Source organism: Mycobacterium sp. MMS18-G62, from assembly GCF_053877835.1.
Map to the genome: position 1 here is coordinate 3,766,717 of NZ_CM132662.1, position 25,024 is coordinate 3,791,740.

Genomic DNA, 25,024 nt, shown 5'->3' on the forward strand with positions numbered 1-25,024 from the left:
GTCAACGGTCGTAAAAAGCTGCGGCCGTGGCACGTTGAAGGAGGAAACTGCGAGTGGATGGCTTTCCAATAATGGGCATCCCCGACACCGGGGATACGGCATGGATGCTGGCAAGCTCCGCGCTTGTCTTGCTGATGACGCCAGGCCTGGCGTTCTTCTATGGCGGCATGGTTCGCGCCAAGGGCGTGCTCAACATGCTGATGATGAGCATCAGCGCCATGGGTGTCGTGACGGTGTTGTGGGTGCTGTACGGCTACTCGCTGTCCTTCGGCAACGACAAGTTCGACTTCATCGGCGATCCGACGCAGTACTGGGGACTGAAGGGACTGATCTCCGGCAATGCGAAGGCCGCAGTTGCTGCGGATCCGGCCACCGGGACTGCCGCGGCCGACGCGGTCAACATTCCGCTGGCGGGCACGATTCCGCAGCTTGTGTTCGTGATGTTCCAGCTGATGTTCGCGATCATCACGGTTGCCCTTGTCTCGGGTGCGGTCGCCGACCGGTTGAAGTTCGGCTCCTGGTTGGTTTTCGCGGGCCTGTGGGCGACATTCGTCTACTTCCCGGTCGCACACTGGGTGTTTGCGTTCGACAACTTCACCGGCGAGCACGGCGGCTGGATCGCGAACAAGCTCAAGGCAATCGACTTCGCGGGTGGTACTGCGGTCCATATCAACTCGGGCGCCGCAGGCCTGGCGTTGGCACTCGTACTCGGTAGGCGCAAGGGCTGGCCGGGGACTCCGATGCGGCCACACAACCTGCCGTTCGTGATGCTGGGTGCCGGGCTGCTGTGGTTCGGCTGGTACGGGTTCAACGCCGGTTCGGCGCTCAGTTCCGGTGGCATTGCGGCGTCGACGTTCGTGACCACCACCGTGGCCACCGGTACCGCGATGCTCGCCTGGCTCCTTGTCGAGCGAATCCGTGACGGAAAGGCCACCTCGCTGGGTGCTGCCTCAGGCATCGTGGCGGGCCTTGTCGCGATCACGCCGTCCTGTTCGTCGGTGAACGTCCTCGGCGCGCTGGTGGTCGGTTTCCTTGGCGGCGCGCTTTGCGCGCTGGCGACGGGGTTGAAGTTCAAGTTCGGCTACGACGACGCCCTCGACGTGGTTGGGGTGCACATGATCGGTGGTCTCACAGGCACGTTGCTGATCGGTTTCCTGGCGACGCCCGAGGCGCCCGCTGCCGTGAAGGGATTGTTCTACGGCGGTGGAACCGATCAACTGTGGCGCCAGGCAGTCGGTGCGTTCGCGGTTCTCGCATACTCGTTCATCGTTACGACTATCTTGGCGTTGATCCTGAAGTTCACCATTGGTCTACGTCTCGGTGAAGAGGATGAGGTCAGCGGCATTGACGAGGCCGAACACGCCGAGACTGGTTACGATTTCGTGCCAGTTGGGGGTAGCTCGGTGCTTGCCCGTCACGGCGCGGAGGAATGAGGAAGATGAAACTGATTACTGCAATCGTCAAGCCGTTCACGCTCGAAGACGTCAAAACCGGCCTCGAGCAGACGGGTATTCTCGGAATGACCGTCAGCGAGGTCCAGGGCTACGGCCGCCAGAAGGGTCACACCGAGGTGTACCGAGGCGCTGAGTATTCCGTCGACTTCGTGCCGAAGGTGCGGGTAGAGGTTGTGGTCGATGACTCCGCCGTGGACAAGGTGGTCGATGTCATCGTCCAGGCCGCTCGTACCGGGAAGATCGGCGACGGCAAGGTGTGGGTCAGCCCCGTCGACACCGTGGTCCGGGTTCGCACCGGAGAGCGGGGGGCCGACGCCCTTTGAGCCGCATCTGAAATGAGACGTCGTCTCCCGGCGTGCACCGTGAGCGTTAATAGGTAAAGGCCGGGTGAGGACTCGAAATGACAGAGCAGACACCAGATCCCGCCGCCGGCGCCTCCCGATGGGAGGCTCCGGCGGCGGGCTCGTCTCGCCCGGCGACTGATCTGGCCGCCGCGTCCGAACAGCTGCTGGCGGGCGGCACCAAGCAACTGGACTCGGCCGCCCTACGTGACGCCCTGTTGGACTTGCACGAGTTCTGGCTCACCACAAAGGCCGCCGAGATCGGCATCACGCCCACGAGTGGCTTCGCGATCGTGGCCACCGGCGGCCTCGGCCGCGGCGAGCTGCTTCCGTACTCGGACCTCGACCTGACCCTGTTGCACGACAACATGCCGCACGACGTCGTCAGCCAGGTCGCCGAGCTGCTGTGGTACCCGCTGTGGGACGCCAACATTCGTATCGACCACAGCGTTCGCACCGTCCCGGAGGCGCTGGAGGTCGCGGGCGACGACATCTCGGCGGGCCTCGCGATGCTCGAGGCGCGCCACATCGCCGGCGATTCCGACTTGTCGACGCTGTTGATCGGCGGTGCCCGCCGGCAGTGGCGCACCGGAATCGCTTCGCGTTTCGACGAACTCGTCGAGCACACGCAGGCGCGCTGGGAACGGAGCGGCCAGATCGCCCATCGCGCCGAACCGGACCTCAAATGCGGTCGGGGCGGTCTGCGTGACGTCCAACTGCTCAACGCGCTGGCGATCGCTCAGCTGGCCGATGTGTACCCCAGTCGATCGCTGGCCTCGCCGACAGGCACGCTCGGCGAGGCACATCTCGCACTGCTCAACGTCCGCACCGAACTGCACCGCGTCTCCGGACGCGGCCGGGAAACACTGCTCGCACAACACGCCGACGAGATCGGCGCGGCGCTTCGCATCGGTGACCGATTCGACTTGGCGCGCATGCTTTCCGACGCCGCCCGCACGGTCAGCTACTACGTCGACGCCGGGTTGCGCACCGCCGCCAACGCCCTACCTCGCCGCGGGTTCGCAGCATTCAAACGTCCCGTCCGGCGGCCCCTCGACGAAGGTGTCATCGAATTCGCCGGCGAGGTGATCCTGGCACGCGACGCCCGCCCGGAACGCGACCCCGGGCTGATCCTGCGCGTGGCCGCCGCCTCCGCTACGACGGGCCTGCCGATTGCGGCCTCCACACTGGCCCGGCTCACCGAGACCGCGCCGGAGTTGCGCACGCCGTGGCCGCGCCAGGCACTCAAGGACCTCCTAGTGATGCTGGCCGCGGGCCCGAACGCGGTGGCCACCATCGAGGCGCTGGACCGAACCGGGTTGTGGGGCAGGCTGTTTCCGGAGTGGGGTGCAGTACGCGACCTACCGCCACGTGACGTCGTACACATCTGGACCGTCGACCGGCATCTTGTCGAAACCGTCTCGCGGGCAAGCGCATTCACCACTCGGGTGTCGCGTCCGGACCTTCTGGTGCTCGGCGCGCTGTGCCACGACATCGGCAAGGGCCGTGGCGGCGACCACAGCGTCATCGGGGCCGAACTGGCCACCCAGATCGGAACCCGGCTGGGGTTGTGGCCGTCCGATGTGGAAATCCTGTCGAAGATCGTGCGCCACCATCTGCTGTTGCCGCACACGGCAACTCGTCGCGACCTCCAAGATGCGAAGACCATCTCGATGGTGGTCGACGCCATCGAGGGCGACCCGGTGCTGCTGGAACTGCTGCAGGTGCTTGCCGAGGCGGACTCGCTGGCCACCGGCCCTGGCGTGTGGGGTGACTGGAAGGCGTCGCTGATCGGCGACCTCGTCCGCCGTTGCCGTCTGGTGATGGCCGGCGAGCCGCTGCCCACGCCCGATCCCATTGATCCGCGGTATCTCTCGCTGGCCGCCGACGTCGGTGTGCACGTCGAAATGACACCGGGCGACAGCCCGCACATCTACAACATCACGATGATCGCGCCGGATCGCCGTGGCCTGCTGTCCAAAGCGGCCGGTGTGCTGGCGCTCAACTCGCTGCGCGTGCACTCTGCGTCCGTCAACGGTCACGAAGGCTCGGCGATCAACACCTTCGTCGTGTCACCGCATTTCGGTTCGCCGCCGGCCGCCGAGCTACTGCGTCAGCAGTTCATCCTCGCCCTCGACGGAGAACTCGACGTGCTGGCGTCGCTGGAAAAGCGGGATCGCGACGCCGCCCAGCACGGCACCACCCGCGCCGGCGAGGTGCCGAACGCGGTGCCGATCAACCACGCGACCGCGCCGCCACGGATCCTGTGGACCGACGGACCCGCACCGGGGGAGCTGGTGGTGCAGATACGCGCCACCGATCGGGCCGGTCTGCTGGCGCGGCTGACGGCGGTGTTCGAACGCGACGGCGTGGACATCGCATGGGCGAGGGTGACGACGCTTGGCTCGTCGGTCGTCGACCTGTTCAGCATCGTGATCCCGACGTTGGCGGCGGGGGACGGCTCGGTGCGCGACGAGCTCGAGCACGACCTCTACGGGGTCCTGCCTGCTCCCGCGCCTGCGAAGCCGGTTTCCGAAGCCAGTTAAGCTGGCCAACGTGTTTGAATCGCTGTCCGACCGGTTGACCGGTGCCCTGCAGGGGCTGCGCGGCAAGGGCCGGCTGACCGACGCCGATATCGACGCGACCACCCGCGAGATCCGGCTGGCGCTGCTCGAAGCCGACGTTTCGCTGCCCGTGGTGCGCGACTTCGTCGCCCGCATCAAGGAGCGCGCAAAGGGCGCCGAGGTTTCTGGTGCGCTCAACCCGGCCCAGCAGGTCGTCAAGATCGTCAACGAGGAACTGATCGGGATCCTCGGCGGCCAGACCCGCCAATTGGCGTTCGCGAAGACCCCGCCCACCGTGATCATGCTCGCCGGCCTGCAAGGATCCGGTAAGACGACGCTGGCCGGCAAGTTGGCGAAATGGCTTCGCGACCAAGGACATACGCCGTTGCTGGTGGCATGCGACCTGCAGCGGCCCGGAGCCGTCAACCAGCTGCAGATCGTGGGTGAACGTGCGGGCGTGCAGGTGTTCGCACCGCACCCGGGCGTATCGACCGAAGGATCCGAGCAGGCAGGCCCGGGTGACCCCGTCGCGGTCGCCGCCGACGGCCTCGCCGAGGCCAAGGCCAAGCACTACGACGTGGTCGTCGTCGACACCGCGGGCCGACTGGGCATCGACGACGAGCTGATGAGCCAGGCCGCCGCGATCCGTCAGGCCGTCGACCCCGACGAAGTCATCTTCGTCCTCGACGCCATGATCGGTCAGGACGCCGTGACCACCGCCGAGGCGTTCCGCGAGGGCGTGGGCTTCACCGGCGTGGTGCTGACCAAGCTCGACGGCGACGCCCGTGGTGGCGCTGCGCTGTCGGTGCGTGAGGTCACCGGCGTGCCGATCTTGTTCGCGTCCACCGGCGAGAAGCTCGAGGACTTCGACGTCTTCCACCCCGACAGGATGGCCAGCCGGATCCTCGGCATGGGCGACGTGCTCAGCCTCATCGAGCAGGCCGAACAGCATTTCGACGCCGAGCAGGCCGAGGCCGCCGCGGCCAAGATCGGCAGCGGCGAGCTCACACTCGAGGACTTCCTCGAGCAGATGCTGGCGATTCGCAAGATGGGTCCGATCGGCAACCTGCTCGGCATGCTGCCGGGCGCCGGTCAGATGAAAGACGCGCTGGCCGCCGTCGACGACAAGCAGCTCGACCGGGTGCAGGCGATCATCCGCGGCATGACGCCCGAAGAGCGGGCCGACCCGAAGATCATCAACGGCTCACGCCGGCTTCGCATCGCCAACGGTTCGGGCGTGACGGTGGGCGAGGTGAATCAACTCGTTGACCGGTTCTTCGAGGCCCGCAAGATGATGTCGTCGATGGCGGGCCAGATGGGAATGCCGTTCGGGCGTAAGAACTCCCGTAAGGCCGCAAAAGGCAAGGGCAAGAAGGGCAAAAAGAGCGGCCGCGGTCCGACGCCGCCGAAGGCGCGCAACCCGCTGGGCGCCGGTATGCCGGCCGGTTTCCCCGACCTGTCCAACATGCCCAAGGGCCTCGACGAGCTGCCGCCGGGCCTGGCCGACATCGACCTGTCGAAGCTGAAGTTCCCGAAGAACTAGTGCGCCTTCACGTTCGCGGCCGCGGCTTGCCTGATGGCGAGCCGGTCCAGTGGTGGATTGTCGACGACGGCACGCTCAGCGCGGAGCCGGTGGCCGATGCCGAGACGGTCTTCGACGGCGGCTGGATCATTCCGGGGCTGGTCGACGCGCACTGCCATGTCGGGCTCGGTGAACACGGCCCCATCGAGCTCGACGAATGCATCGAACAAGCCAAGACCGAACGTGACACCGGCGCGCTGTTGCTCCGCGACGCCGGCTCGCCCGTCGATACCCGCAGCCTCGACGACCACGACTATCTGCCGAAGATCATCCGGGCGGGCAGGCATCTGGCCCGGCCCAAGCGCTACCAGCGTGGCTTCGCAATCGAATTGGACGACGAAACGCAGCTGCCCGACGTGGTCGCCGAGCAGGCGCGGTGGGGCGACGGTTGGGTCAAACTGGTCGGCGACTGGATCGACCGCGACACCGGCGATCTCGCGCCGCTGTGGTCCGACGATGTCCTCAAAGCGGCGATCGACGCGGCCCACGCCAATAGCGCCAGGGTCACGGCGCACGTGTTCAGCGAGGACGCCCTGCCCGGCCTGATCAACGCGGGCATCGACTGCATCGAGCACGGCACCGGCCTCACTGACGACACCATCGAGCTGATGGTCGAACACGGCACCGCGCTGGTGCCGACGCTGATCAACATTGAGAACTTCCCGGGAATCGCCGCCGCCGCCGAGAAGTATCCGAAGTACGCCAGCCACATGCGCGACCTTCATGAGCGCTGCTATCCGCGGATCGCCGCCGCCCGTGACGCCGGCGTGCCGATCTACGCGGGCACCGATGCGGGCAGCATGGTCGCGCACGGCCGCATCGCAGATGAGATCGAGTCGCTGAAAACCATTGGCATGACCCCAACCGAGGCGTTGGGAGCAGCGTGCTGGGATGCGCGAAAGTGGCTGGGCCGGCCAAGCCTGGAACACGGCGCGGCCGCAGATCTGGTGTGCTACCGCGAAGATCCGCGCTCTGGCGTCGCGGTGCTCAACAAACCGGACGTGGTGATCTTGCGCGGCCGCGTCTTCTAACGCGAGCTGGGCCCACGCGCGAGCAGACGCAAACGGCTCCAAAATGCCGGCGTGTCGGGGACTTTTGCGTCTGTTCGCGCATTTAAGTCCTAGCGGTACTGGCTGAAGCCCCAGTCGAACAGTCCGATCGCCTGGCCATACATGTCACCGGTGCCGTACATCTGAACGACCACCAATCGGTGACCGTTCCTCTGGGCCGCGCCGACGAACGTCTTGCGCGCGAGGTCGGTGTAGCCGGTCTTGCCGCCCAGTGTGCCCGGATAGCGGTCGAACAACTCGTTGTTCTGGTTGTCGATTTGCTTGTAGCCGTTGCCATCCGGGAACAGCGCCGAGGACTGATGCACAATGCGGGCGAACATCGCATATCTGAGCGCCGCGCGGAAGATCACCGCCAAATCGTTTGGCGTGGTGACAGATTCCATTCCGGGCCCGTCGAGACCCGACGGCGTCGCGGCCCGGGTGTTGCGTGCACCGAGCTGGTAGGCCTTGGCGTTCATCTTCGCGACCGCGACCGAGGAGCCGCCGAGCATGTCGGCCAGCGTGTTGGCGGCGTCGTTGCCTGACACCAGCAACAGGCCGTCGAGCAGCTGGCGTGCGGTATACACCTGACCGGGTTTGATTCCGACGCAAGAGCATTCGACGTCGGCATTGGCCGGTCGCGCGACGATAGCAGAATTCAAATTGAGTCCATCCATCGCGACGATCGCCAGCAATACCTTGATCGTGCTGGCGGGCGCGTGTGGCTCTTGTGGGTTGCGGGACGCGAGGATTCGACCAGTGTCGAGGTCAGCCAGTAGCCACGCCGGGGCCGGACCGTCGGGCAGCGCGACCGCGCCGGTCGGCTCGACGCCGGGCTCGGCCGTCGTGGGCGCTGCGACCGCAGTGGCCACGCACATCGTGATGCTCAACGCGGCCAACAATTTTCGCACGGATGCTGAGCGTACTGAGTACGCCCGCCGACGAGGTCTCGAACGCGTTGCGATTCAGCAACTTAGAGCGAGCCGACGCTCGCCTGCTGGTTCTGGGCGAAGCCCCAATCGAAAAGGCCGGCGGCCTGATCCCAGTATGTCGGCCCGCCTTCGTGAATCAGCCCGAACATCATGGCGATCACCAAGCGGCGGCCACCGCGTTCGGCCGCGGCGACGAACGTTTTCTTGGCCGCGTCGGTGAACCCCGTCTTGCCGCCGAGCGTGCCGGGATAGCGATGCAGCAGCTCGTTTTCGTTCACCAGCGGCTTGTCGCCGGCGTCGGTCGGGAACATCGCGACCGGCTGTGCGGTGATCTGGGCGAACGTCGGGTTGGCCATCGCGGCGCGGAAGATGGTGGCGAGGTCGTGCGGGGTGGTCAGGCCTGAGCCGCCGGGACCGTCTAGTCCGGACGGCGTGGCGGCGTGTGTGTGCACCGCGCCGAGCGAGGCGGCCTTCGCGTTCATCTTGGCGACGGCGGCGTCGTAGCCGCCGATCATGTCGGCCAGGGCGTTGGCGGCGTCGTTGCCCGACGCCAGCAATACCGCGTCGAGTAGTTGGCGCGCCGTGTAGGTCCGGCCCGGTTTGATGCCGGCGCAATTGCATTCGACGCGGGTGTCGGCGTCGGTGCCGACGACTGTTGTGTCCTGGCTGGGCAACTCGTCGATCGCGGTGAGCGCCAGCAGGGTCTTGATCGTGCTGGCAGGCGGGTGCGGCACATCCATATCGCGGCCCGCCAGGACCTGGCCGGTATCCATGTCGGCGACGATCCACGCCGGCGCGGGGCCGTCGGGGACGGGCACACTGCCGACCGGCTGGATGTCGGGCTCGGCCGACGCCACCGGCGCGATCGACAACAGAGTCAAAGCAGCCGCGACAACGGCGATGAACCTCCCCATGGGACGTGCAGCCTAATCCGGCGCCCGATCGTGTTCAATCGATGCATGTTGAGCCTGGAGGAGATATCGGATCGCTTGGAGATCCAACAGCTGCTGATCGACTACTCGACGGCCATCGACAAGCGACGATTCGACGACCTCGACAACGTGTTCACCGCCGACGCTTACATCGACTACCGCGCGATGGGGGGTATCGACGGCCGATTTCCCGAGGTGAAGGCGTGGCTGGCGCAGGTGCTGCCGAACTTTCCGGCCTATGCCCACATGCTCGGCAACTTCGACGTCCGCATCGAAGGTGACACCGCATCGTCGCGGACCATCTGCTTCAACCCGATGGTTCTCGGCGGTGACAAGAATCAGATCTTGTACTGCGGGCTGTGGTACGAGGACGAGTTCATCCGTACGGCCGAGGGGTGGCGGATGAGCCGCCGCGTCGAGACGAAGTGCTTCGACAAGGTGGTGTAGTGCCGCACCCTAGCGTCGAGATGGACGTCATCGCCGTTGGTTACACGTGCAGGGCGTCGTCAACGACCGTGGTGTCAATCTCGACGACAGCACGACGAACAGTGGGTCGCTAAGTTGGCCGCGTCCCGATGAGCAGGTAGCGCGGTATCGGCTTGTCGTCGATTCGGCGCCGCTCCACCTGCAGGCCCGAATTCTCTAGCGCCGCAGCAATTTCGTCGACGGGTCGAATGGTGAACCCGTGCTTGGTGAACGGCAGCCGCGCCATGACCTCCGGATCGCCGATGCCGATCACCGCGCGTCCGGCCGGCCGCAGCACGCGCGCGAGTTCGGCGCAGGCCGCATCGAGTTCGGAGATGAAGTACACGGTGTTGACGGTGATGAGCGCGTCAACGGAGCCGTCCTCCAATGGCAGCGCAGTCAGCGAGCCGCGGGACAGGTGCAGCCGCGCGTCACCGCCAAACTTCGACTTGGCTCGACGCAGCATGTCGTCGGCAATCTCGATGCCGTGTACGACGCCGTCATCGCCGATGCGGTCCAACAGGAGCTGCAATCCAATGCCACCGCCGAACCCGATGTCCGCGGCGGCGCCGCCGCGCGGAATCTCCGCTGCCTCGACCGCGGCTGCGATCGCCTTCTCGTTTCCCCGGTTCAGCGCCCGCGCGACGAACGGACTCAACAATCCGTGAGGGCGCCCCAATTGCCCGGCCACCGTGGACAACATCCGCTCGCGTAAGAACGTCATGTATCAAGCATGCCGGTCACAGCCGGCGCCCGATGCTCCCGATCGCCTTCTTGATCCGATCCGAGACGTAAACCGAGATGAACGCGTTGAAGATGTCCTCCCGCAACCGGGTCAGCTTGGAGCCCGTGATGCGCCACTGCCCGTCGATTTTCTCGTAGGTCTCGTGGTAGTGGCCGTAACCGCGCAGGTTCACCCCTGGTGCCAGCCGGACGACGTCTTCGAGTGCCCATATGCCGCGCGCGGTGGTCGCCGACGTCAGCTCGATCTCGGGCGCATGGACCTGATGCGCCGTGGCGCGGTTCCCAAGGCTCTTGTGGGTGAAGGCGACGAACTCGTCGGCCCCGTGGATCACCTTGCCGCCCGCCTGCGACGTGTCGCTGAGGAAATCGTCGGTGAAGATGGCCCGCCATGCTGTCCAGTCCTTGGTGTCCAGGTACCGGCAGTAGCGGGCTTTGAGCTGTTTGATTGACTCGATCTCCAGCAGGGCGGCGGCGTCATCCATACCGTGAGCGTGACACTTTGGTGCGAAGTTGTAAACCGACCCGCAGTGGATTATCAGTGGTAGCGCCTGTTCTGGCACAATGGGCGGCTGTCTGCCACGCGACTCCGGCTGCGTGGCGGTCACACACGTAAGGCAAAACCGGATCCGGGCACTTCCGCCCGCATCGCCGAATTGCAGCGTGGCAATCACAGGAGATCGTTTCATCATGGCTGTCAAGATCAAGCTCACCCGGCTTGGCAAGATCCGCAATCCCCAGTACCGCATCGCCGTCGCCGACGCGCGCACCCGCCGCGACGGCCGCTCCATCGAGGTCATCGGCCGGTACCACCCGAAGGAAGAGCCGAGCCTCATCGAGATCAACTCGGAACGGGCCCAGTACTGGCTGTCCGTCGGCGCGCAGCCGACCGAGCCGGTCCTGCAGCTGCTGAAGATCACCGGCGACTGGCAGAAGTTCAAGGGTCTGCCCGGCGCGGAGGGCACTTTGAAGGTCAAGGAGCCCAAGCCGAGCAAGCTGGATCTGTTCAACGCCGCGCTGGCCGAGGCCGAGGGCGGCCCGAGCACCGAGGCTGCCCAGCCCAAGAAGAAGAAGGCACCTGCCAAAAAGGCTGCCGAGAAGGCAGAGACTGAGGCGCCCGCCGAGGCCGAAGCTGCCGCTGAAGCTGAGGCACCCGCCGACGCGACCACCTCGCCCGAGTCGTCCGAGAGCTGAGCGCGGCCATGAGCTCTGTCGTCGTCGACGCCGTCGAGCATCTGGTCCGCGGGATCGTCGACAACCCCGACGATGTCCGGGTCGACATGGTGACCAGCCGACGCGGCCGCACTGTGGAGGTGCACGTCCATCCCGATGACCTCGGCAAGGTCATCGGGCGCGGCGGTCGCACAGCGACCGCGCTGCGCACGCTGGTGGCCGGCATCGGTGGCCGCGGCATCCGCGTCGACGTGGTGGACACCGACCAATAGCGGTCCTGTGGACCTCGTAGTCGGGCGGGTCGTCAAGGCGCACGGCGTCACCGGCGAACTCGTCGTCGACGTCCGCACCGATGACCCCGACAGCCGATTCGCACCCGGCAACACGCTGCGCGGCAGGCCCAAGACCGGTGCCGAGCGTCGGTATGCCGTGGAGTCGGTCCGTGACCACGGCGGACGGTTGCTCGTCAGGCTGGAAGGTGTGGCGGATCGTAATGCGGCAGAGGCGCTGAAGGGCGTTCTGTTCATCGTCGACTCTGAGGACTTGCCGCCCATCGCGGATCCCGACGAGTTCTACGACCACCAACTGGAGGGCTTGCGGGTGCGCACCGTCGCGGGCGCGCCGGTCGGGACTGTCGCAGAGGTGTTGCACACCGCCGCGGGCGAACTCCTGTCGGTGCGCACCGAGCAGGGTGACGTGTTGGTGCCGTTCGTCAGCGCCATCGTCACTTCGGTGTCGCTTGCCGATCAGACCATCGAAATCGACCCGCCCGAGGGTCTGCTGGAGTTATAGGGATGCGCAGCCGTGCTCATTGATGTGGTGACGATCTTCCCCGGCTACCTTGATCCTTTGCGAGAATCGTTGCCCGGTAAGGCGATTGACGCGGGGATCATCCAGCTTTCCGTCCACGACCTTCGGCGATGGACCCGCGACGTGCATCGGTCGGTCGACGACACTCCTTACGGCGGCGGTCCCGGAATGGTGATGAAGGCCCCGGTGTGGGGCGAGGCTCTGGACGAGATCTGTTCGGAAGAAAGCCTTCTCGTGATTCCGACGCCGGCAGGCAGGCTCTTCACTCAAGCCGATGCGCAACGCTGGAGCACCGAACGGCACCTGGTGTTCGCGTGCGGCCGATACGAGGGCATCGATCAGCGCGTCGTTGACGATGCGGCCCGCCGGATGCGAGTCGAAGAGGTCTCGATCGGCGATTATGTGCTGCCGGGTGGGGAGTCGGCGGCGCTGGTCATGATCGAAGCCGTCGTTCGCCTACTGCCCGACGTACTCGGCAATCCCGTGTCGCACCAAGATGATTCGCATTCGAACGGTCTGCTCGAAGGTCCGAGCTATACCCGCCCGGCCAGTTGGCGCGGACTCGATGTGCCCGAGGTGCTGCTGTCGGGTGACCACGCCAAGATCGCTGCATGGCGTCATGAGCAGGCGCTGCAACGCACCCAAGAGCGCCGCCCCGACCTGCTCGACTAGATCCGGCCGCCCGGGAACATCGTCTTGACGACCTGGGTGATGGTGTCGCGCGCGGTGGCATCGTCGGTCGGCTGCATCGAGCCGATCGCTATCACAAAGCGGCGGTCCGACCCGACGACTCCCGTCGACATGTGCATCCAATTGCCGCCGTTCCAGCAGCACATCCAGCCTTGCTTGACCGCGACCTGCTCGGCGTAAAGGCCATCGGGAATGCCGAATCGCTGCGGGTATCCGTCGATGCCGTTCGGCGTCGACTGCGCGAGATTCGACAGGATGATGCTGGCCCGTTCGGGTGGCAGGCCGCCGCTTCCGTCCAGCAGCATGTCGTAATAGCGAACCAGGTCCGCCGGGGTGCTCATGGTGTTCCACCAATGGCCGTCATAGGGCGCCGTCGTCGACGTCAGCCCGTATCGCGCGGCGACCCGGGTGACGATGGCGCTTCCGCCGCCCCGGTTCCAGAAGTCCTCGGCCGCGCCGTCATCGGAGGACCGCAACATTACGTCGAGCGCTGCGCGGTCGGCAGGGGAGAGCTGCGTCTGACCCTTCGACTCCTGCAGAAGCAGGTCGTCGGCGATGAACAGCTTTGCCACCGAGGCGATCGGAAGCGCGTCGTTGCCGTTCGAGAAGGTCTGCCCGGTGTTGCGGTCCAAAACCACCGCTGAGATGTCGGCTCCGGCCTTGGTGGCGTCGGCCATCGCCTGCTGCGCCCGCACGTTGAAGCCGTCGAAGCTGGCGGCGGGTTCGTCGGGCGGAGCCTCCGGCAGCGGGGCCATGGTGCCCATCGGGGCGATGACGGTGAGCTGTGGTCCGGCGGGCTCGGGCGGGGTGCCGTACACCTTGGCTTCGCAACCAGCGACAACGGGCACCGCAGTGACGATGGCCACGGTTGCCATGACCAGCCGCGACGGCCGCGCTCGCATGACCCTCCTCAGTGTTTCCGACGCCGAAAGTCAGGGTTTGCCACGCTGCCCCTGCCGGTGCCTAAAGCGTAACGGTTGGCTGCGCTGACCGCGTGCTTAGCGCTTCTAGCGTTTCGCGGGTCGCTTGGAGACGGCGATTTCACTGGATTTCAGAGATTGAGGACGATCTGGCACAATTGAGCAGTTGTCCGCGTGGGATTTCAACCACCGCCCACTGCGAGACGCCCCAGATACGCCCAAGAGATCGGCTCGGCGACGCGCGTCACAGCGCGACATGCAAGCTCGCAGCCGCCAACAGCAAGGAAGTGTCACCGATGAACACGCTGGACTTCGTCGATCAGACGTCGCTACGCGACGACATCCCGGACTTCAGCCCCGGCGACACCGTGAACGTGCACGTGAAGGTCATCGAGGGTTCCAAGGAACGCATCCAGGTCTTCAAGGGTGTCGTTCTTCGCCGCCAGGGCGGTGGCATTCGTGAGACGTTCACCGTGCGCAAGGAAAGCTACGGCGTGGGTGTCGAGCGCACCTTCCCCGTGCACTCGCCCAACATCGACCACATCGACGTCGTCACCCGTGGCGACGTGCGCCGCGCGAAGCTGTACTACCTGCGCGAGCTGCGGGGCAAGAAGGCGAAGATCAAGGAAAAGCGCTGACGCAGCGGTCGGCGTTCCCCTTGATTGGAGCCTGATCCGTGGAACCCGAGCGGCGCGGCGGAAAACATCGCGCCGATTACTCTGATGCGGTGACCGGATCTACGGACCCCGACGACTCGGCAGGCGAACAGACACTGGATCCCGCGGAAACGCCGGTCGAAGACGCAAAGACCGAGGAGCCGAAGAAGCGCGGTGCGCTGCGCGAAGGCGCGATCCTGATCACCATCGCGGTGGTTCTGTACTACGTCATGCTGACGTTCGTCGCCCGGCCGTATCTGATTCCGTCCGAATCGATGGAGCCGACGCTGCACGGCTGCAACGGCTGCGTCGGCGACCGGATCATGGTCGACAAGCTGACGTATCGGTTCTCCTCGCCACAGCCGGGGGATGTCGTCGTCTTCAAGGGCCCGCCGAACTGGAACATCGGCTACAAGTCGATCAGGTCGAAGAACACCGTGGTGCGCTGGGTGCAAAACGTGCTTTCGTTCGTGGGTTTCGTACCGCCCGACGAAAACGACCTGGTCAAACGCGTAATCGCGGTCGGCGGGCAGACCGTCGAGTGCCGCGCGAACACCGGTTTGACCGTCGACGGTAAGCCGCTCAACGAGCCGTTCCTGGATCCGAACACGATGATGGCCGATCCCAAGGTCTACCCGTGTCTGGGAAATGAGTTCGGACCCGTCAAGGTGCCCGAGGGCCGGCTGTGGGTGATGGGCGACAACCGGACCCACTCGGCCGATTCACGCGCGCACTGCGGTAATACACCTGCCGACGCTCAGCGCGGACTGTTGTGCACGGGTGACCCGATGGCCGGAACGATCCCGATAGACAATGTCATTGGAAAGGCACGGTTCATCGCCTGGCCGCCGTCGCGATGGGGTGGAGTGGGCAGCGTGAACCCGCAGACCCAATAGGAGTTGCTCTTGCCGGCGACATGGCCTCCGCGAACTGTGATCCGGAAGTCTTCAGGCCTGCGAACTTTGGAGTCCGCGCTGTATCGCGGCGGCCTGGGGCCGGTCGCGGGCGTCGACGAGGTCGGCCGCGGCGCCTGCGCGGGACCACTCGTGGTGGCGGCGTGCGTGCTGGGGCCGAATCGGTTGGAGAGTCTGGCCGCGCTCGACGACTCGAAGAAGCTGGGTGAGAAGGAACGCGAGCGGCTGTTTCCGCTTATTCGTCGGTACGCGCTGGCCTACCACGTGGTGTTCATCCCGTCCGTCGAGGTGGATCGTCGGGGCGTGCACGTCGCGAACATCGAGGGCATGCGCCGGGCGGTGGCCGGTCTGCCGGTGCGGCCGGGTTATGTGCTGTCTGACGGGTTCCGGGTGCCGGGTCTGCCGATGCCGTCGCTGCCGGTGGTCGGTGGAGACGCGGCCGCGGCATGCATTGCTGCGGCTAGCGTGCTGGCCAAGGTGAGCCGCGACCGGCTGATGGTCAAGATGGAAGCAGAGCATCCGGGGTACGGGTTCGCCGAGCACAAGGGGTACAGCACCCCGGCCCACAGCGCGGCGCTGGCCGAGCTCGGACCCTGCAGCCAGCACCGATACTCGTTCATCAACGTGCGGCGGCTTGTGACGGTCGAGGGCGAACTTGTGCCGGAAGACGCTCTGGAGTGGGAGCCCGAGCAGCAGAGCCAACTCGGGTAGGGGAGAATGACAGCAGATCTATATGAAGGACAGCTGAGCCGATGAGTGCCGAAGATCTCGAGAAATATGAAACCGAGATGGAGCTCTCGCTCTACCGCGAATACAAGGACATCGTCGGGCAGTTCAGCTATGTCGTGGAGACTGAGCGGCGGTTCTACCTGGCCAACAGTGTGGAGCTGGTACCGCGCAACTCCGAAGGTGAGGTCTACTTCGAACTGCGCCTCGCTGACGCCTGGGTGTGGGACATGTACCGTCCCGCCCGCTTCGTCAAGCAGGTGCGGGTGATCACCTTCAAGGACGTCAACATCGAAGAGGTCGAAAAGCCCGAGCTGCGCCTGCCCGAGTAGTCACTCCGACCGGCTGAACGCGCCCCGCGGGATCGTCAGCGGCAGGTCGACCGAGCTGAGCAGACCCGGTTCCGCCTCGACGACATAGGGGATTGCGTTGACGACACGCATTGCCGTGGCGACCATGGCGCCGGCCCCCGAGGTCATGCCCTCGATGCCCGCCTTTTTGCGATCGCGAATCGTCGCCGCCATCGTGCAGTCGATGTCCGGTTGGCCGGTGATCACCACGCGGTAGCCGAGAGCGCCTGGCAGCGTCGGCCATTCAGGTGCGACATCCGGCGCCAGCCGCGTCACGTGTTCGATGACAATGGCCTCGCGACCGTCGACCACACCGATGGCCTGCATCCGCAGTGCGCCGCAGGTGCCGGCCTCGACGGTGCCCATCGCGACCTCCAGCGTCCGGTTCGTCACTGCGCGGTCGAATGTCTCGCGAATTTCTTGCACCTCGACGCCGAGCGCGTCGGCGACCATTCGTATCTGCCCTTGCCACTCGCCGGCGATTGCGCCGGGGAAGCTGATCCATGGCTGGTAGTCGAGGGGACGGCCGAATCCCATTGCGTCGCTCATGATGTCGGGAACGCCGTAGTCGTCGTAGAGACCGATCTCGTATGCGTGGATCTTCTCGATCTGTGAGGACTGCGTTGTGAGGACGAGGGGCAGGTAGTCCGCGGCGAAGCCTGGTTCGATGCCCGACGCGTACAACGAGACGTGGCCTTCCTTGGCAGCGACCGCCAGTTGATCCCGCCATTCGTCCGGCTCGTACGCATGCGGGTTCACCAACCGCGTGGTGCTCGTCGTCACCACGTTTATCCCGGCGCCGAGCAGCTTGACGTAGTCGGGGATCGCGAGCGCATCGCGTTCGGGACCACTCGCCGCGTACACCACACAGTCGGGTTTGAGCGCAATGAGCGCATCGGCGTCGGTGGTCGCCGCCAGACCGATCGGTTCGCCGTTGGCGAGCTCGCCGGCATCCTTGCCGTTCTTCTCGGGCGAGTGCACCCACACCCCAACGAGTTCGAGGTTGGGACGTTGATGGATGGCGCGTATCGCGATGGACCCGATGCCTCCGGTCGACCACACCACGACGCGATACTTGCCCTCATGCATCTGTTTCTCCTCAACCGCTGACCGGCGGAACCCGATGCACAGTTTAGAATAGCAATCACTATTAAACCAGAACAAACTTTAGGTTATAGTCGGTCGGCGTGACCACCCGGGCACTACCTCGAACGAGCCGTGATGGCTGCCGAGCGCGCATGACCGTCGACGGTGAGGAGTCCACGTGACGCGTCCGCTGCGAACGGTGGTTTGGTCGACGGGTGGCGTCGGATCCATTGCCGTCGACGCGATTGCGCGCCGGCCGGACCTCGACCTCGTCGGTGTCTGGGTGCATTCCGCCGAGAAGGTCGGCAAGGATGCGGGTCAATTGGCTGGGCGCGAGCCAATCGGTGTCGCCGCCACCAACGATGCCCATTCGCTCATCGCGCTCAAGCCCGACTGCGTCGTGTACGCCGCAAGCGGACCCGATCGCGACGCCGGTGCCGTTCCCGACTACCTCCGACTGCTCGAGGCGGGAATCAATGTCGTGTCGACGAGCTCCACCAGCCTGGTCTATCCGCCCGCGTATTACTCGCCAGAGTGGCGCGATCAACTCGAGGCCGCAGCGAAGGGCGGCAACGTGTCGTTCTATGCGTCAGGGATCTTCCCGGGGTTCGGATCCGATCAACTGGCGCTTCTGCTTTCGACTCAATCCAAGACGATTGGGTGCCTCAAAGTGACCGAGGTGGCGTTGAACGACCACTATCCGGTCGCCGACGTGATGATGAACGGGATGGGATTCGGCCACCCGCTCGACTTCGAACCGATGCTCAAGACCCCCGGCTTCATCGAAATGGCTTGGAAGGCACCGATCTACCTGATGGCGGCAGGCCTCGGAGTCGAGGTGTCCGAGGTCCGCGGATCGCTCGACAGGCGCACGACAGACAGAGATATCGAGGTCGCGTTCGGAACCATCCCGGCGGGTACGTGTGGTGCGGTGTGCACACGCGCCGCCGGTGTCGTCAACGGCCGCGAAGCCATTGTGATCGAACACATCATCCGGATGGCCCGCGATGTCGCGCCCGATTGGCTGTCGTCGGAATTCGACGCCACCTACCGGGTCGACATCGAGGGCGATCCCGAAATCCATTGCGCGATGAACCTTGGTGAGGCCGAGGGACACGGCGCGGGTCGCGCGGCGATGGCCGCAACCGCGATGCGGGTCGTCAACGCGATTCCCTACGTTGTCGATGCCCCTGCTGGACTGCTCAGCTCGCTCGATATGCCGAACACGTTGCCCCGTCACGCATTCGATTGAGCTGGGAGGCCACGATGTATGTAATCAGATTCGACATGCGCGCGCCGGCGTTCGGCGCCGCGACGACCGATCTCTACGCGGCAGCGATCGAAATGAGCAGTTGGGCCGAACAGCACGGCTGCCTGGCTGCAGTGCTCTGCGAGCACCACGGATCCGAAGACGGTTATCTTCCTTCGCCGCTGATTCTCGCCTCGGCGATAGCGGCCCGCACCGAGCGGCTGATGCTCAGCCTGGTGGTGATTCTGCCGTTCTACGACGCGGTTCGACTCGCCGAAGACGTTGCCGTGCTTGACATCATCAGCAAGGGGCGGGCGTCGTACATTTTCGGCGTCGGATACCGCAACGAGGAATTCGAGCACTTCGGACTCGATCGCGCGGTGCGCGGCAAGCTCGCCGACGAGAAGCTGGCGCTGCTGCGCGCGTTGTTGTCCGGCGAGCCCGTCGTCCACAAGGGACGGCGGATCAACGCAACGCCGCCACCCCACACGCCGGGCGGACCGTCGTTGATGTGGGGCGGCGCCAGCCTGGCCGCGGCTCGTCGAGCGGGCAGAAACGGTCTTGGCATGCTGGCGAACGGTAGCGTGCCCGGCATGCAGGAGGCCTACGAGGCCGCTTGTCGCGAGCACGGGCACACGCCGGGCCCGGTGCTGGTTCCCGAGCGCGAAACGCCGTCGGTCACCTTCGTCGCCGACGACGTCGACGCCGCATGGGACGAACTAGGCGAATACCTTCTCCACGATGCTCGCGGCTATGCGAAGTGGAATCCGAACAACGATGTGTCCGCAGGCATCTCCGCCGCCCGTGACGTCACCGAACTGCGGGATAAGTTCAAGTCGCACAGGATCATCCAGACTGCGGAGGCGATCGACTTCGTGCGCAGTGGTGGAATGCTCAACCTGTCGCCGCTGTGTGGCGGTCTGCCACCAGACATAGCGTGGCCGTATTTGAAACTCGTCGGCGAAGTCGTGCTGCCCGAGGCGGCCGGGTCCTCGACGGCCGATGGCCTCACCGTTGCATTCAACGATCTGATCAATACCAAGGGGGCATGAGCATGGCCGGTGCCAGTGCAGTCGATTTGTACTACGACCCTTTCGATTTCGCGATTGACGACAACCCGTACCCGACGTGGAAACGGATGCGCGACGAGGCGCCGCTCTACCACAACGAGAAGTTCAACTTCTTCGCGCTGAGTCGCTATGAGGACGTCTCGCGCGAGCTGCCGAACTACCAGACCTATCGGTCGGGGCGTGGAACCACCATGGACGTGATCATGAGTGGCATCGAGGTCCCGCCCGGCGTCATTCTGTTCGAGGATCCTCCGCTGCACGACCTGCACAGGCGGGTTCTCTCAAAGGTTTTCACGCCTCGGCGGATGGAGGAGATCGAGCCGCTGACGCGGCAGTACTGCGTGAGAACGCTCGATCCGTTGATCGGGTCGGGCGGATTCGATTTCATCGCCGATCTCGGCGCCCAGATTCCAATGCGCACGATCGGCTACCTGCTCGGCATTCCCGAGCAGGATCAGCAGAACATTCGGGACAAGACCGACCGAGCCCTCGGCTTGAAAGATGGAACCTTCAAGGCCGTTTCGGCGGATATGTTCGAGAACAGCTATCAACTGTTCGCCGATTACATCGACTGGCGCGCCGACCATCCGTCTGACGACCTGATGACGCAACTGCTGAATGCGGAGATCGAAGAGGACGGGGTGTCTCGGCCGCTGACGCGCACCGAGGTGCTCACCTACACCAGCATGATCGCAGGCGCCGGGAACGAGACAACCACGCGGCTGATCGGTTTCATCGGCCAGTTGCTCAGCGAACACCCCGACCAACGGCGTCAACTGGTCGAGGACTTCTCGCTGATTCCTCGGGCGATCGAAGAGGTGCTGCGTTATGAGGCGCCCTCGCCCGTGCAGGCGCGTTACGTCGCCCACGACACCGAATGCCATGGCGAAAAAATTCCCGAAGGCTCGGTCATGTTGTTGCTCAACGGTTCTGCCAACCGCGACGAGCGGCACTTCCCCGACGGGGAGCGCTTCGACATCCACCGAACGGGTGGGCATCTGTCGTTCGGGCAGGGCCTGCACTTCTGTCTCGGATCGGCACTGGCACGGATGCAGGCCCGGGTGGCGCTAGAGGAGATCCTCAAGCGCTGGCCCTCATGGCAGGTCGATTACGACAATGCGGCGATGGCACACACGTCGAGCGTACGGGGATGGGGAAAGCTCCCCGTCACGGTCGAGTAGCCCTACTTCTCGCGGTTGATCACGCCGCGCAACATGGTGTCGCGGACGTGGATGAGCGACGCGCGTGTCCCGACGTCGCGAATGATGTTCTCGGGGAACCAGCCCACACCGATGACACATCGCGCGAGCATCTCATTCGACGGGCTGTCGATCTTGATTTCGCCGGACCGAATGCCCTCCGCGAGTAGCGCTTTCATCTGCCGCACCCGCTTGGTGAACAACCAGCCGGGGTTCGGGGTGTCGGGAGGGGACTGGCGCATCCATGCGAGCTGAATGCGGAACTCATCGCCGAAGCGGTCGAGCACGTTGGTGTTGACCCAAGACAGCGCATCGAGCTTCTCGACCGGCGACGCATCGGAGCGCAAGACGTTCGTCCATCCCAGCGCGACCTTTTCGCCGAACGACTGCATGATCGAGGCCAGGAGTTCGTCCTTCGAGCCGATCAACCGGTACACCGTGCCGGTGCCGAGTCCGGCCGCAGCAGCGATGTCTCTGATGGTGGTGACTTCGTAGCCCTTACGGCCGAATTCCGTTCTCGCCACCGCACGAACGTAGGCACCTTTGTCGTTGGCCTCGGCGTCACTATCGTCGGTCCACGACTTCACCACATCGTCGGCAGCGATGAACGCCGCGGATCGATCGAGTTCGGCATCGGTCGGCGGCACCGCGGCAAGTCCCTCCAGCAGGATCCGGCACAGCAGGGTGGCCACCTTGTCGGCGCCCGCGCCGTGGCGCATCACGTCGAGGCCCACCTGCAACATCGTCTGCACGATCCGATCCGCGAGAACCGGCAGGTCGACATCGCGCCGAAGGTAGCCGCTCCATCGCGCGGCACGCAGGGTCTGCACCATTGCTTCGAGGATCGCCGTCGGCCGCTGCTGGGCGAGTGCCGCGAGTTCCGGATTCGACGTCGGCGCCTCATAGAACGTCATCTGCAGTGCCGCACCGTGTGTGAACGCGCATTGCGCGATCGCCGAGCCCAGATCGACGATGCGATCAAACGCGGACAGCGACGCGGGATCGTCCAATCGGCTCTGCGCGTGCTCGGCGATGCGATCCAGATCGTCGTGATAGCGCCGCAGCAGTTCGACGAGGATCGCTTCCTTGGATTCGAAATGGTGATAGAGGCTGCCGGGGAGAATGCCGGCGGCATCGGCGATCTCCTGCAACGAGGTGCGCAGACCCGACGTCGCGATCAGCAGGGCAGCCGTCTGCAGGATCTCGGTGCGCCTGGTGCCGTCGTCATATGCGTGGCCGGCATGTCTCGGCGTCACCTGAGAACGCCCCACGACACCTGCACGGCTCCTGACTCCCGACCTGGCTTCTGCTAGCCCGCCGAACTGACCCAACGTTTGGTTAACGCTACCAGAGGTGCGTTCTCTCGCAGGGTCCTCCGCCGCGCCGAAGGCGCCGGTAGAAGGGCCGCGCGGAGCTCTCGTCACGCGGTGACGCCGAGCCTCTCGGTGACGGCGAAGACTTCCTCGTAGATCGAGCCGGGAACGGAAAACGGTTCCGTCGCCGCGATATCCGTGAGGTGGGCCGCGATGTCATCGGCCGTGGGACTGCTGCCGGGTTCGGCCAGCCACCCCTCGCCAAGGCCGATGAAAACCCGCGCGAAGCGGCCCGCGCACGCCGAGAAGTTCTGGTGGCTGAACTCGCAGGCCCGACTCGCCAGGAACACGACGATCGGCGCGACGAGTTCGGGCCGGATCGCTTTGAAGAACCCGCTCTCCTCAAGGACTTTCGGGTCGCCGAGCGTTTCGGTGACCATCCGTGAGATGCCGAACGGCAGCACCGTGTTGGCCAGGATTCCATGCTCGGCGCCCTCGAGTGCGATGACATTCGTCAGCCCGACGAGGCCGGCCTTCGCCGCCGCATAATGCGCTTCCAGGTGCTGGCCGAACATCCCTGCCGAGGAGGCGATGAACACGAAGCGGCCATAGCCCTGCGCCTTCATCACCCGGTACGCGGGCTGCGCGAGATAGAAGCCGCCGTCGAGGTGCACGCGCAGCATGCGTCGCCAGTCATCCGGCGTGAGCTCTTCGAACGGGGTGCTGGTGAAGATCCCCGCATTGCTCACGACCGCGTCCACGCGACCGAAGCTGTCGACGGCCGTTTGGATGATCGCTTCACCGCCCTCGGGGCTGTCGACCGAATCGTGCGATGCCACCGCTACGCCACCCGCCGCGGTGATCTCTTCGACCACCTGGTCCGCGACGGACGCGTCGGCGCCCTGGCCGCTCATGGCTCCGCCGAGGTCGTTGACCACCACCGAGGCTCCGCGCCTTGCCAATTCGGCGGCGTACACGCGGCCGAGCCCCCGCCCGGCGCCCGTGACGACAGCGACCTGGCCGGTGAAGTCGATCATGTCCCCTCCGCTGATTGACTGTCGTGGGGCCGGACTCTACGTTGGAACAGATATTTGGTCAATGAGCGAGGTGACGGTGCAGGGCGACACGGCGGGCGATGGCGGTGACGGTCCGCAGCGGCTTGCCCTGCTGGCGTCGGCCCTCGCCGGTCGCACGGTGGCGGTGGCGCCCGGCGCCCCGGGGGAGCCGGCGTGGACCGACGGCATCACGGTGTTCATCGACGCCGAAGCCAGCCCGGCCCGGCAGATCGAGTCGGTGACGGTGCAGGCATCGCTGATGGCGAGTGGGAGTCTGGCGCCGGACGTGATGCGCCAACTGGTGCGACGGCCTGCGTTGGCGCGGCGTTACCTCACGGTCGAGGGGCAGCGCGCGTTGTCGGCGAACGACGACCTGCTGCCGTATCCGGTTCGGCGGCTGATCGATCTGGACGTGGCGTCCCGCGCGAATTCGCCCTCCGACTCGCTGAAGGTGGCCGCGCGACGCGATATCGCGGATCCACCGGCGAGTTTCGGAGAGATCCGGGCGCGCAGTCTGGTCTCGGCGCATGCGGCGGCCGCACGTGCGGAATCGCAGGGTGTCCACTCTCCCCGGCGCGACGCGAAGAAGGAACTCGCCGAACTGGAGGCGGACGCGGCCGATGCCGAGGACGTGGAGGATCCATTCTCGAGTCCGGTCGGTGGCGGCGGGGCAATCGGAAAACTGTTGCAACGCCTGTTACGCAGGGTGCGTCAGCTCGGTGGCGGCGGGCCACCGGGAGCCGACACTCCGACACATCGATCACCCGACGGCATTCGGGGCGCGGGCGCGGTCACGTCAATGTCGGTCGGGGTTTCCGAGGTCGACGACGTCGATGACAGCAACGGCAGGAAGTACCCGGAATGGGATGTGAATCGCAGGCGCTACCGGCATGACTGGTGCACGGTCCACGAGTCCGAACCGCCCCGCAAACCGGGACATTCATTTGAGCGACCCGATGTGCACGCGCTGCGGAGACCTCTGACCAGGCTCGGGATCGGGCTCGATCGCTCTCATCGCCAGACGCAGGGTGACGACATCGACGTCGACGCGGCGGTCGAGGCGCGGGTAGAGATGTTCGCAGGGTCACCGCCTAGTGAGGCCGTCTACCTGGATAGCCTTCGGCGCCGTCGCGATCTCGCGGTATTGGTTCTGCTCGATATCTCTGGATCATCTTCTGAGGCAGGAACTTTCGGGAAAACCGTGCACGAGCAGCAGCGGGCTGCCGCCGCAGCGCTGACCGTCGCGCTTCACGATCTCGGTGACCGCGTCGCGCTGTACGCCTATCAGTCGCAGGGTCGGTCCGCAGTGCACATGTTTCCCGTGAAGCGCTTCGACGAAAATCTCGACGCCGCAGTGATGCAGCGTCTGGGCAGCCTGACGCCAGGCGCGTATTCGCGGCTGGGTGCTGCTATCCGGCACGGCACGGCGGTCATCTCCGAGAAGGCGGGCACGTCTCGCCGGCTGCTCGTCGTGCTGTCCGACGGGCTCGCCTACGACCACGGATACGAACGTGTCTACGGAGCTGCTGACGCACGACGGGCGCTCGGTGAGGCCCGCAGGCAGGGCATCGGTTGCTTGTGCTTGACCATCGGCGCGGGCACCGATACGGGAGAGCTCGGCAGGGTCTTCGGAAGCGCGGCGCACGCGTCGATACCCAAGCCCAGGCAGCTGGCTGACGTCATTGGACCGCTCTTCCGCGCCGCGTTGCGCACCGCAGACCTGCGTCGCAAGGTGTCCTAGGACACGGGCCTT

General features: G+C 65.4%; 26 protein-coding genes. 18 read left to right on the plus strand and 8 right to left on the minus strand.

The window, feature by feature from the left end:
- Nucleotides 1-53: 53 nt before the first annotated feature.
- From ACWW36_RS18750 to ACWW36_RS18770, 5 genes are all read left to right on the plus strand, one after another.
- On the plus strand, nucleotides 54-1,433 hold the full coding sequence (locus ACWW36_RS18750; protein WP_456137479.1) for an ammonium transporter: 1,380 nt from the start codon (nucleotides 54-56) through the stop codon (nucleotides 1,431-1,433).
- A gap of 5 nt (nucleotides 1,434-1,438) precedes the next feature.
- Nucleotides 1,439-1,777, plus strand: a complete 339-nt coding sequence (locus tag ACWW36_RS18755; protein WP_003881099.1) for a P-II family nitrogen regulator — start codon at nucleotides 1,439-1,441, stop codon at nucleotides 1,775-1,777.
- A gap of 77 nt (nucleotides 1,778-1,854) precedes the next feature.
- Nucleotides 1,855-4,341 (plus strand): [protein-PII] uridylyltransferase, encoded by a 2,487-nt coding sequence (locus ACWW36_RS18760; protein WP_456137480.1) that lies wholly within the window; start codon nucleotides 1,855-1,857, stop codon nucleotides 4,339-4,341.
- 10 nt (nucleotides 4,342-4,351) lie between these two features.
- A complete protein-coding gene (gene ffh, locus ACWW36_RS18765) occupies nucleotides 4,352-5,902 on the plus strand; it encodes a signal recognition particle protein (protein ID WP_456137481.1) in 1,551 nt (516 codons plus the stop codon).
- Nucleotides 5,902-6,972, plus strand: a complete 1,071-nt coding sequence (locus tag ACWW36_RS18770; RefSeq protein ID WP_456137482.1) for a metal-dependent hydrolase family protein — start codon at nucleotides 5,902-5,904, stop codon at nucleotides 6,970-6,972. Before ffh ends, ACWW36_RS18770 begins: the two co-directional genes overlap by 1 nt.
- An 89-nt stretch (nucleotides 6,973-7,061) precedes the next feature.
- On the opposite strand, the gene ACWW36_RS18775 is transcribed toward ACWW36_RS18770, so the two are convergent.
- Entirely contained in the window at nucleotides 7,062-7,901 is an 840-nt protein-coding gene (locus tag ACWW36_RS18775; RefSeq protein ID WP_456137483.1) for a D-alanyl-D-alanine carboxypeptidase family protein, read from the minus strand.
- A 62-nt stretch (nucleotides 7,902-7,963) separates the two neighbouring features.
- Nucleotides 7,964-8,836: a D-alanyl-D-alanine carboxypeptidase family protein gene (locus tag ACWW36_RS18780; protein ID WP_456137484.1), complete on the minus strand. Its 873-nt coding sequence runs from the start codon at nucleotides 8,834-8,836 to the stop codon at nucleotides 7,964-7,966.
- A 45-nt stretch (nucleotides 8,837-8,881) separates the two neighbouring features.
- Here ACWW36_RS18780 and ACWW36_RS18785 point away from each other — a divergent pair, with 45 nt between their 5' ends.
- Nucleotides 8,882-9,301, plus strand: coding sequence for a nuclear transport factor 2 family protein (locus ACWW36_RS18785; RefSeq protein ID WP_456137485.1), 420 nt, complete (start codon nucleotides 8,882-8,884; stop codon nucleotides 9,299-9,301).
- Between the two features lie 109 nt (nucleotides 9,302-9,410).
- Here the strand turns inward: ACWW36_RS18785 and ACWW36_RS18790 are convergent, their stop codons facing one another.
- Together ACWW36_RS18790 and ACWW36_RS18795 are read right to left on the minus strand one after the other, a co-directional pair.
- Nucleotides 9,411-10,043, minus strand: a complete 633-nt coding sequence (locus tag ACWW36_RS18790; RefSeq protein ID WP_456137486.1) for a class I SAM-dependent methyltransferase — start codon at nucleotides 10,041-10,043, stop codon at nucleotides 9,411-9,413.
- Nucleotides 10,044-10,059: 16 nt separating this feature from the next.
- Nucleotides 10,060-10,545: a nuclear transport factor 2 family protein gene (locus ACWW36_RS18795; protein WP_456137487.1), complete on the minus strand. Its 486-nt coding sequence runs from the start codon at nucleotides 10,543-10,545 to the stop codon at nucleotides 10,060-10,062.
- A 205-nt stretch (nucleotides 10,546-10,750) separates the two neighbouring features.
- Between ACWW36_RS18795 and rpsP the strand changes: the two genes are divergently transcribed.
- The 4 genes from rpsP to trmD are packed head-to-tail and all read left to right on the plus strand — an operon-like array spanning nucleotide 10,751 to nucleotide 12,715.
- Complete coding sequence (gene rpsP, locus ACWW36_RS18800; protein ID WP_456137488.1) at nucleotides 10,751-11,254, plus strand: 30S ribosomal protein S16; 504 nt, start codon at nucleotides 10,751-10,753, stop codon at nucleotides 11,252-11,254.
- An 8-nt stretch (nucleotides 11,255-11,262) separates the two neighbouring features.
- Nucleotides 11,263-11,505 (plus strand): RNA-binding protein, encoded by a 243-nt coding sequence (locus tag ACWW36_RS18805; protein ID WP_003881089.1) that lies wholly within the window; start codon nucleotides 11,263-11,265, stop codon nucleotides 11,503-11,505.
- Nucleotides 11,506-11,512: 7 nt separating this feature from the next.
- Entirely contained in the window at nucleotides 11,513-12,025 is a 513-nt protein-coding gene (gene rimM, locus ACWW36_RS18810) for a ribosome maturation factor RimM (protein WP_456137489.1), read from the plus strand.
- A 12-nt stretch (nucleotides 12,026-12,037) separates the two neighbouring features.
- Nucleotides 12,038-12,715 carry a tRNA (guanosine(37)-N1)-methyltransferase TrmD gene (gene trmD, locus ACWW36_RS18815; RefSeq protein WP_456137490.1) on the plus strand — a complete coding sequence of 226 codons (678 nt, stop codon included), beginning with the start codon at nucleotides 12,038-12,040 and terminating at the stop codon, nucleotides 12,713-12,715.
- Here the strand turns inward: trmD and ACWW36_RS18820 are convergent.
- Nucleotides 12,712-13,635: a hypothetical protein gene (locus tag ACWW36_RS18820; protein WP_456137491.1), complete on the minus strand. Its 924-nt coding sequence runs from the start codon at nucleotides 13,633-13,635 to the stop codon at nucleotides 12,712-12,714. The two genes, trmD and ACWW36_RS18820, sit on opposite strands and share 4 nt — an antisense overlap.
- 314 nt (nucleotides 13,636-13,949) lie before the next feature.
- Here ACWW36_RS18820 and rplS point away from each other — a divergent pair, with 314 nt between their 5' ends.
- The 4 genes from rplS (at nucleotide 13,950) to ACWW36_RS18840 (ending at nucleotide 16,281) form a co-directional block, all read left to right on the plus strand.
- Entirely contained in the window at nucleotides 13,950-14,291 is a 342-nt protein-coding gene (rplS, locus tag ACWW36_RS18825; RefSeq protein ID WP_014214050.1) for a 50S ribosomal protein L19, read from the plus strand.
- A gap of 89 nt (nucleotides 14,292-14,380) precedes the next feature.
- The gene (gene lepB, locus ACWW36_RS18830) at nucleotides 14,381-15,205 is read left to right on the plus strand and encodes a signal peptidase I (RefSeq protein ID WP_456137492.1); all 825 of its coding nucleotides are present in this window, start codon (nucleotides 14,381-14,383) and stop codon (nucleotides 15,203-15,205) included.
- A gap of 9 nt (nucleotides 15,206-15,214) precedes the next feature.
- The gene (locus tag ACWW36_RS18835) at nucleotides 15,215-15,934 is read left to right on the plus strand and encodes a ribonuclease HII (RefSeq protein WP_456137493.1); all 720 of its coding nucleotides are present in this window, start codon (nucleotides 15,215-15,217) and stop codon (nucleotides 15,932-15,934) included.
- A gap of 41 nt (nucleotides 15,935-15,975) precedes the next feature.
- A complete protein-coding gene (locus ACWW36_RS18840; protein ID WP_015306240.1) occupies nucleotides 15,976-16,281 on the plus strand; it encodes a DUF2469 domain-containing protein in 306 nt (101 codons plus the stop codon).
- Here the strand turns inward: ACWW36_RS18840 and ACWW36_RS18845 are convergent, their stop codons facing one another.
- Nucleotides 16,282-17,388, minus strand: coding sequence for an NAD(P)H-dependent amine dehydrogenase family protein (locus ACWW36_RS18845; protein ID WP_456137494.1), 1,107 nt, complete (start codon nucleotides 17,386-17,388; stop codon nucleotides 16,282-16,284). It abuts the gene before it with no gap.
- Nucleotides 17,389-17,563: 175 nt separating this feature from the next.
- Between ACWW36_RS18845 and ACWW36_RS18850 the strand changes: the two genes are divergently transcribed.
- From ACWW36_RS18850 to ACWW36_RS18860, 3 genes are read left to right on the plus strand one after another with little or no spacing between them, the layout of a single operon-like run.
- Nucleotides 17,564-18,637 carry an NAD(P)H-dependent amine dehydrogenase family protein gene (locus tag ACWW36_RS18850; RefSeq protein WP_456137495.1) on the plus strand — a complete coding sequence of 358 codons (1,074 nt, stop codon included), beginning with the start codon at nucleotides 17,564-17,566 and terminating at the stop codon, nucleotides 18,635-18,637.
- A 14-nt stretch (nucleotides 18,638-18,651) separates the two neighbouring features.
- Nucleotides 18,652-19,686 carry an LLM class flavin-dependent oxidoreductase gene (locus ACWW36_RS18855; RefSeq protein ID WP_456137496.1) on the plus strand — a complete coding sequence of 345 codons (1,035 nt, stop codon included), beginning with the start codon at nucleotides 18,652-18,654 and terminating at the stop codon, nucleotides 19,684-19,686.
- A 2-nt stretch (nucleotides 19,687-19,688) separates the two neighbouring features.
- Complete coding sequence (locus ACWW36_RS18860; RefSeq protein WP_456142551.1) at nucleotides 19,689-20,885, plus strand: cytochrome P450; 1,197 nt, start codon at nucleotides 19,689-19,691, stop codon at nucleotides 20,883-20,885.
- A gap of 2 nt (nucleotides 20,886-20,887) precedes the next feature.
- On the opposite strand, the gene ACWW36_RS18865 is transcribed toward ACWW36_RS18860, so the two are convergent.
- Nucleotides 20,888-22,174, minus strand: a complete 1,287-nt coding sequence (locus tag ACWW36_RS18865) for a TetR/AcrR family transcriptional regulator (RefSeq protein ID WP_456137497.1) — start codon at nucleotides 22,172-22,174, stop codon at nucleotides 20,888-20,890.
- 149 nt (nucleotides 22,175-22,323) lie between these two features.
- Nucleotides 22,324-23,253, minus strand: a complete 930-nt coding sequence (locus ACWW36_RS18870) for an SDR family NAD(P)-dependent oxidoreductase (protein ID WP_456137498.1) — start codon at nucleotides 23,251-23,253, stop codon at nucleotides 22,324-22,326.
- A 61-nt stretch (nucleotides 23,254-23,314) separates the two neighbouring features.
- Between ACWW36_RS18870 and ACWW36_RS18875 the strand changes: the two genes are divergently transcribed.
- Nucleotides 23,315-25,012, plus strand: coding sequence for a VWA domain-containing protein (locus ACWW36_RS18875; protein ID WP_456137499.1), 1,698 nt, complete (start codon nucleotides 23,315-23,317; stop codon nucleotides 25,010-25,012).
- Nucleotides 25,013-25,024: the final 12 nt, after the last annotated feature.

Coding starts and splice junctions, on each gene's coding strand:
- ACWW36_RS18760 (WP_456137480.1), top strand. CDS start 1,855: ATGACAGAGCAGACACCAGATCCCGCCGCCGGCGCCTCCCGATGGGAG.
- ACWW36_RS18845 (WP_456137494.1), bottom strand. CDS start 17,388: ATGCATGAGGGCAAGTATCGCGTCGTGGTGTGGTCGACCGGAGGCATC.
- ACWW36_RS18780 (WP_456137484.1), bottom strand. CDS start 8,836: ATGGGGAGGTTCATCGCCGTTGTCGCGGCTGCTTTGACTCTGTTGTCG.
- ACWW36_RS18855 (WP_456137496.1), top strand. CDS start 18,652: ATGTATGTAATCAGATTCGACATGCGCGCGCCGGCGTTCGGCGCCGCG.
- rpsP (WP_456137488.1), top strand. CDS start 10,751: ATGGCTGTCAAGATCAAGCTCACCCGGCTTGGCAAGATCCGCAATCCC.
- ACWW36_RS18795 (WP_456137487.1), bottom strand. CDS start 10,545: ATGGATGACGCCGCCGCCCTGCTGGAGATCGAGTCAATCAAACAGCTC.
- ACWW36_RS18875 (WP_456137499.1), top strand. CDS start 23,315: ATGAGCGAGGTGACGGTGCAGGGCGACACGGCGGGCGATGGCGGTGAC.
- ACWW36_RS18755 (WP_003881099.1), top strand. CDS start 1,439: ATGAAACTGATTACTGCAATCGTCAAGCCGTTCACGCTCGAAGACGTC.
- rplS (WP_014214050.1), top strand. CDS start 13,950: ATGAACACGCTGGACTTCGTCGATCAGACGTCGCTACGCGACGACATC.
- ACWW36_RS18860 (WP_456142551.1), top strand. CDS start 19,689: ATGGCCGGTGCCAGTGCAGTCGATTTGTACTACGACCCTTTCGATTTC.
- ACWW36_RS18870 (WP_456137498.1), bottom strand. CDS start 23,253: ATGATCGACTTCACCGGCCAGGTCGCTGTCGTCACGGGCGCCGGGCGG.
- ACWW36_RS18805 (WP_003881089.1), top strand. CDS start 11,263: ATGAGCTCTGTCGTCGTCGACGCCGTCGAGCATCTGGTCCGCGGGATC.
- ACWW36_RS18840 (WP_015306240.1), top strand. CDS start 15,976: ATGAGTGCCGAAGATCTCGAGAAATATGAAACCGAGATGGAGCTCTCG.
- ACWW36_RS18785 (WP_456137485.1), top strand. CDS start 8,882: ATGTTGAGCCTGGAGGAGATATCGGATCGCTTGGAGATCCAACAGCTG.
- ACWW36_RS18820 (WP_456137491.1), bottom strand. CDS start 13,635: ATGCGAGCGCGGCCGTCGCGGCTGGTCATGGCAACCGTGGCCATCGTC.
- ACWW36_RS18790 (WP_456137486.1), bottom strand. CDS start 10,043: ATGACGTTCTTACGCGAGCGGATGTTGTCCACGGTGGCCGGGCAATTG.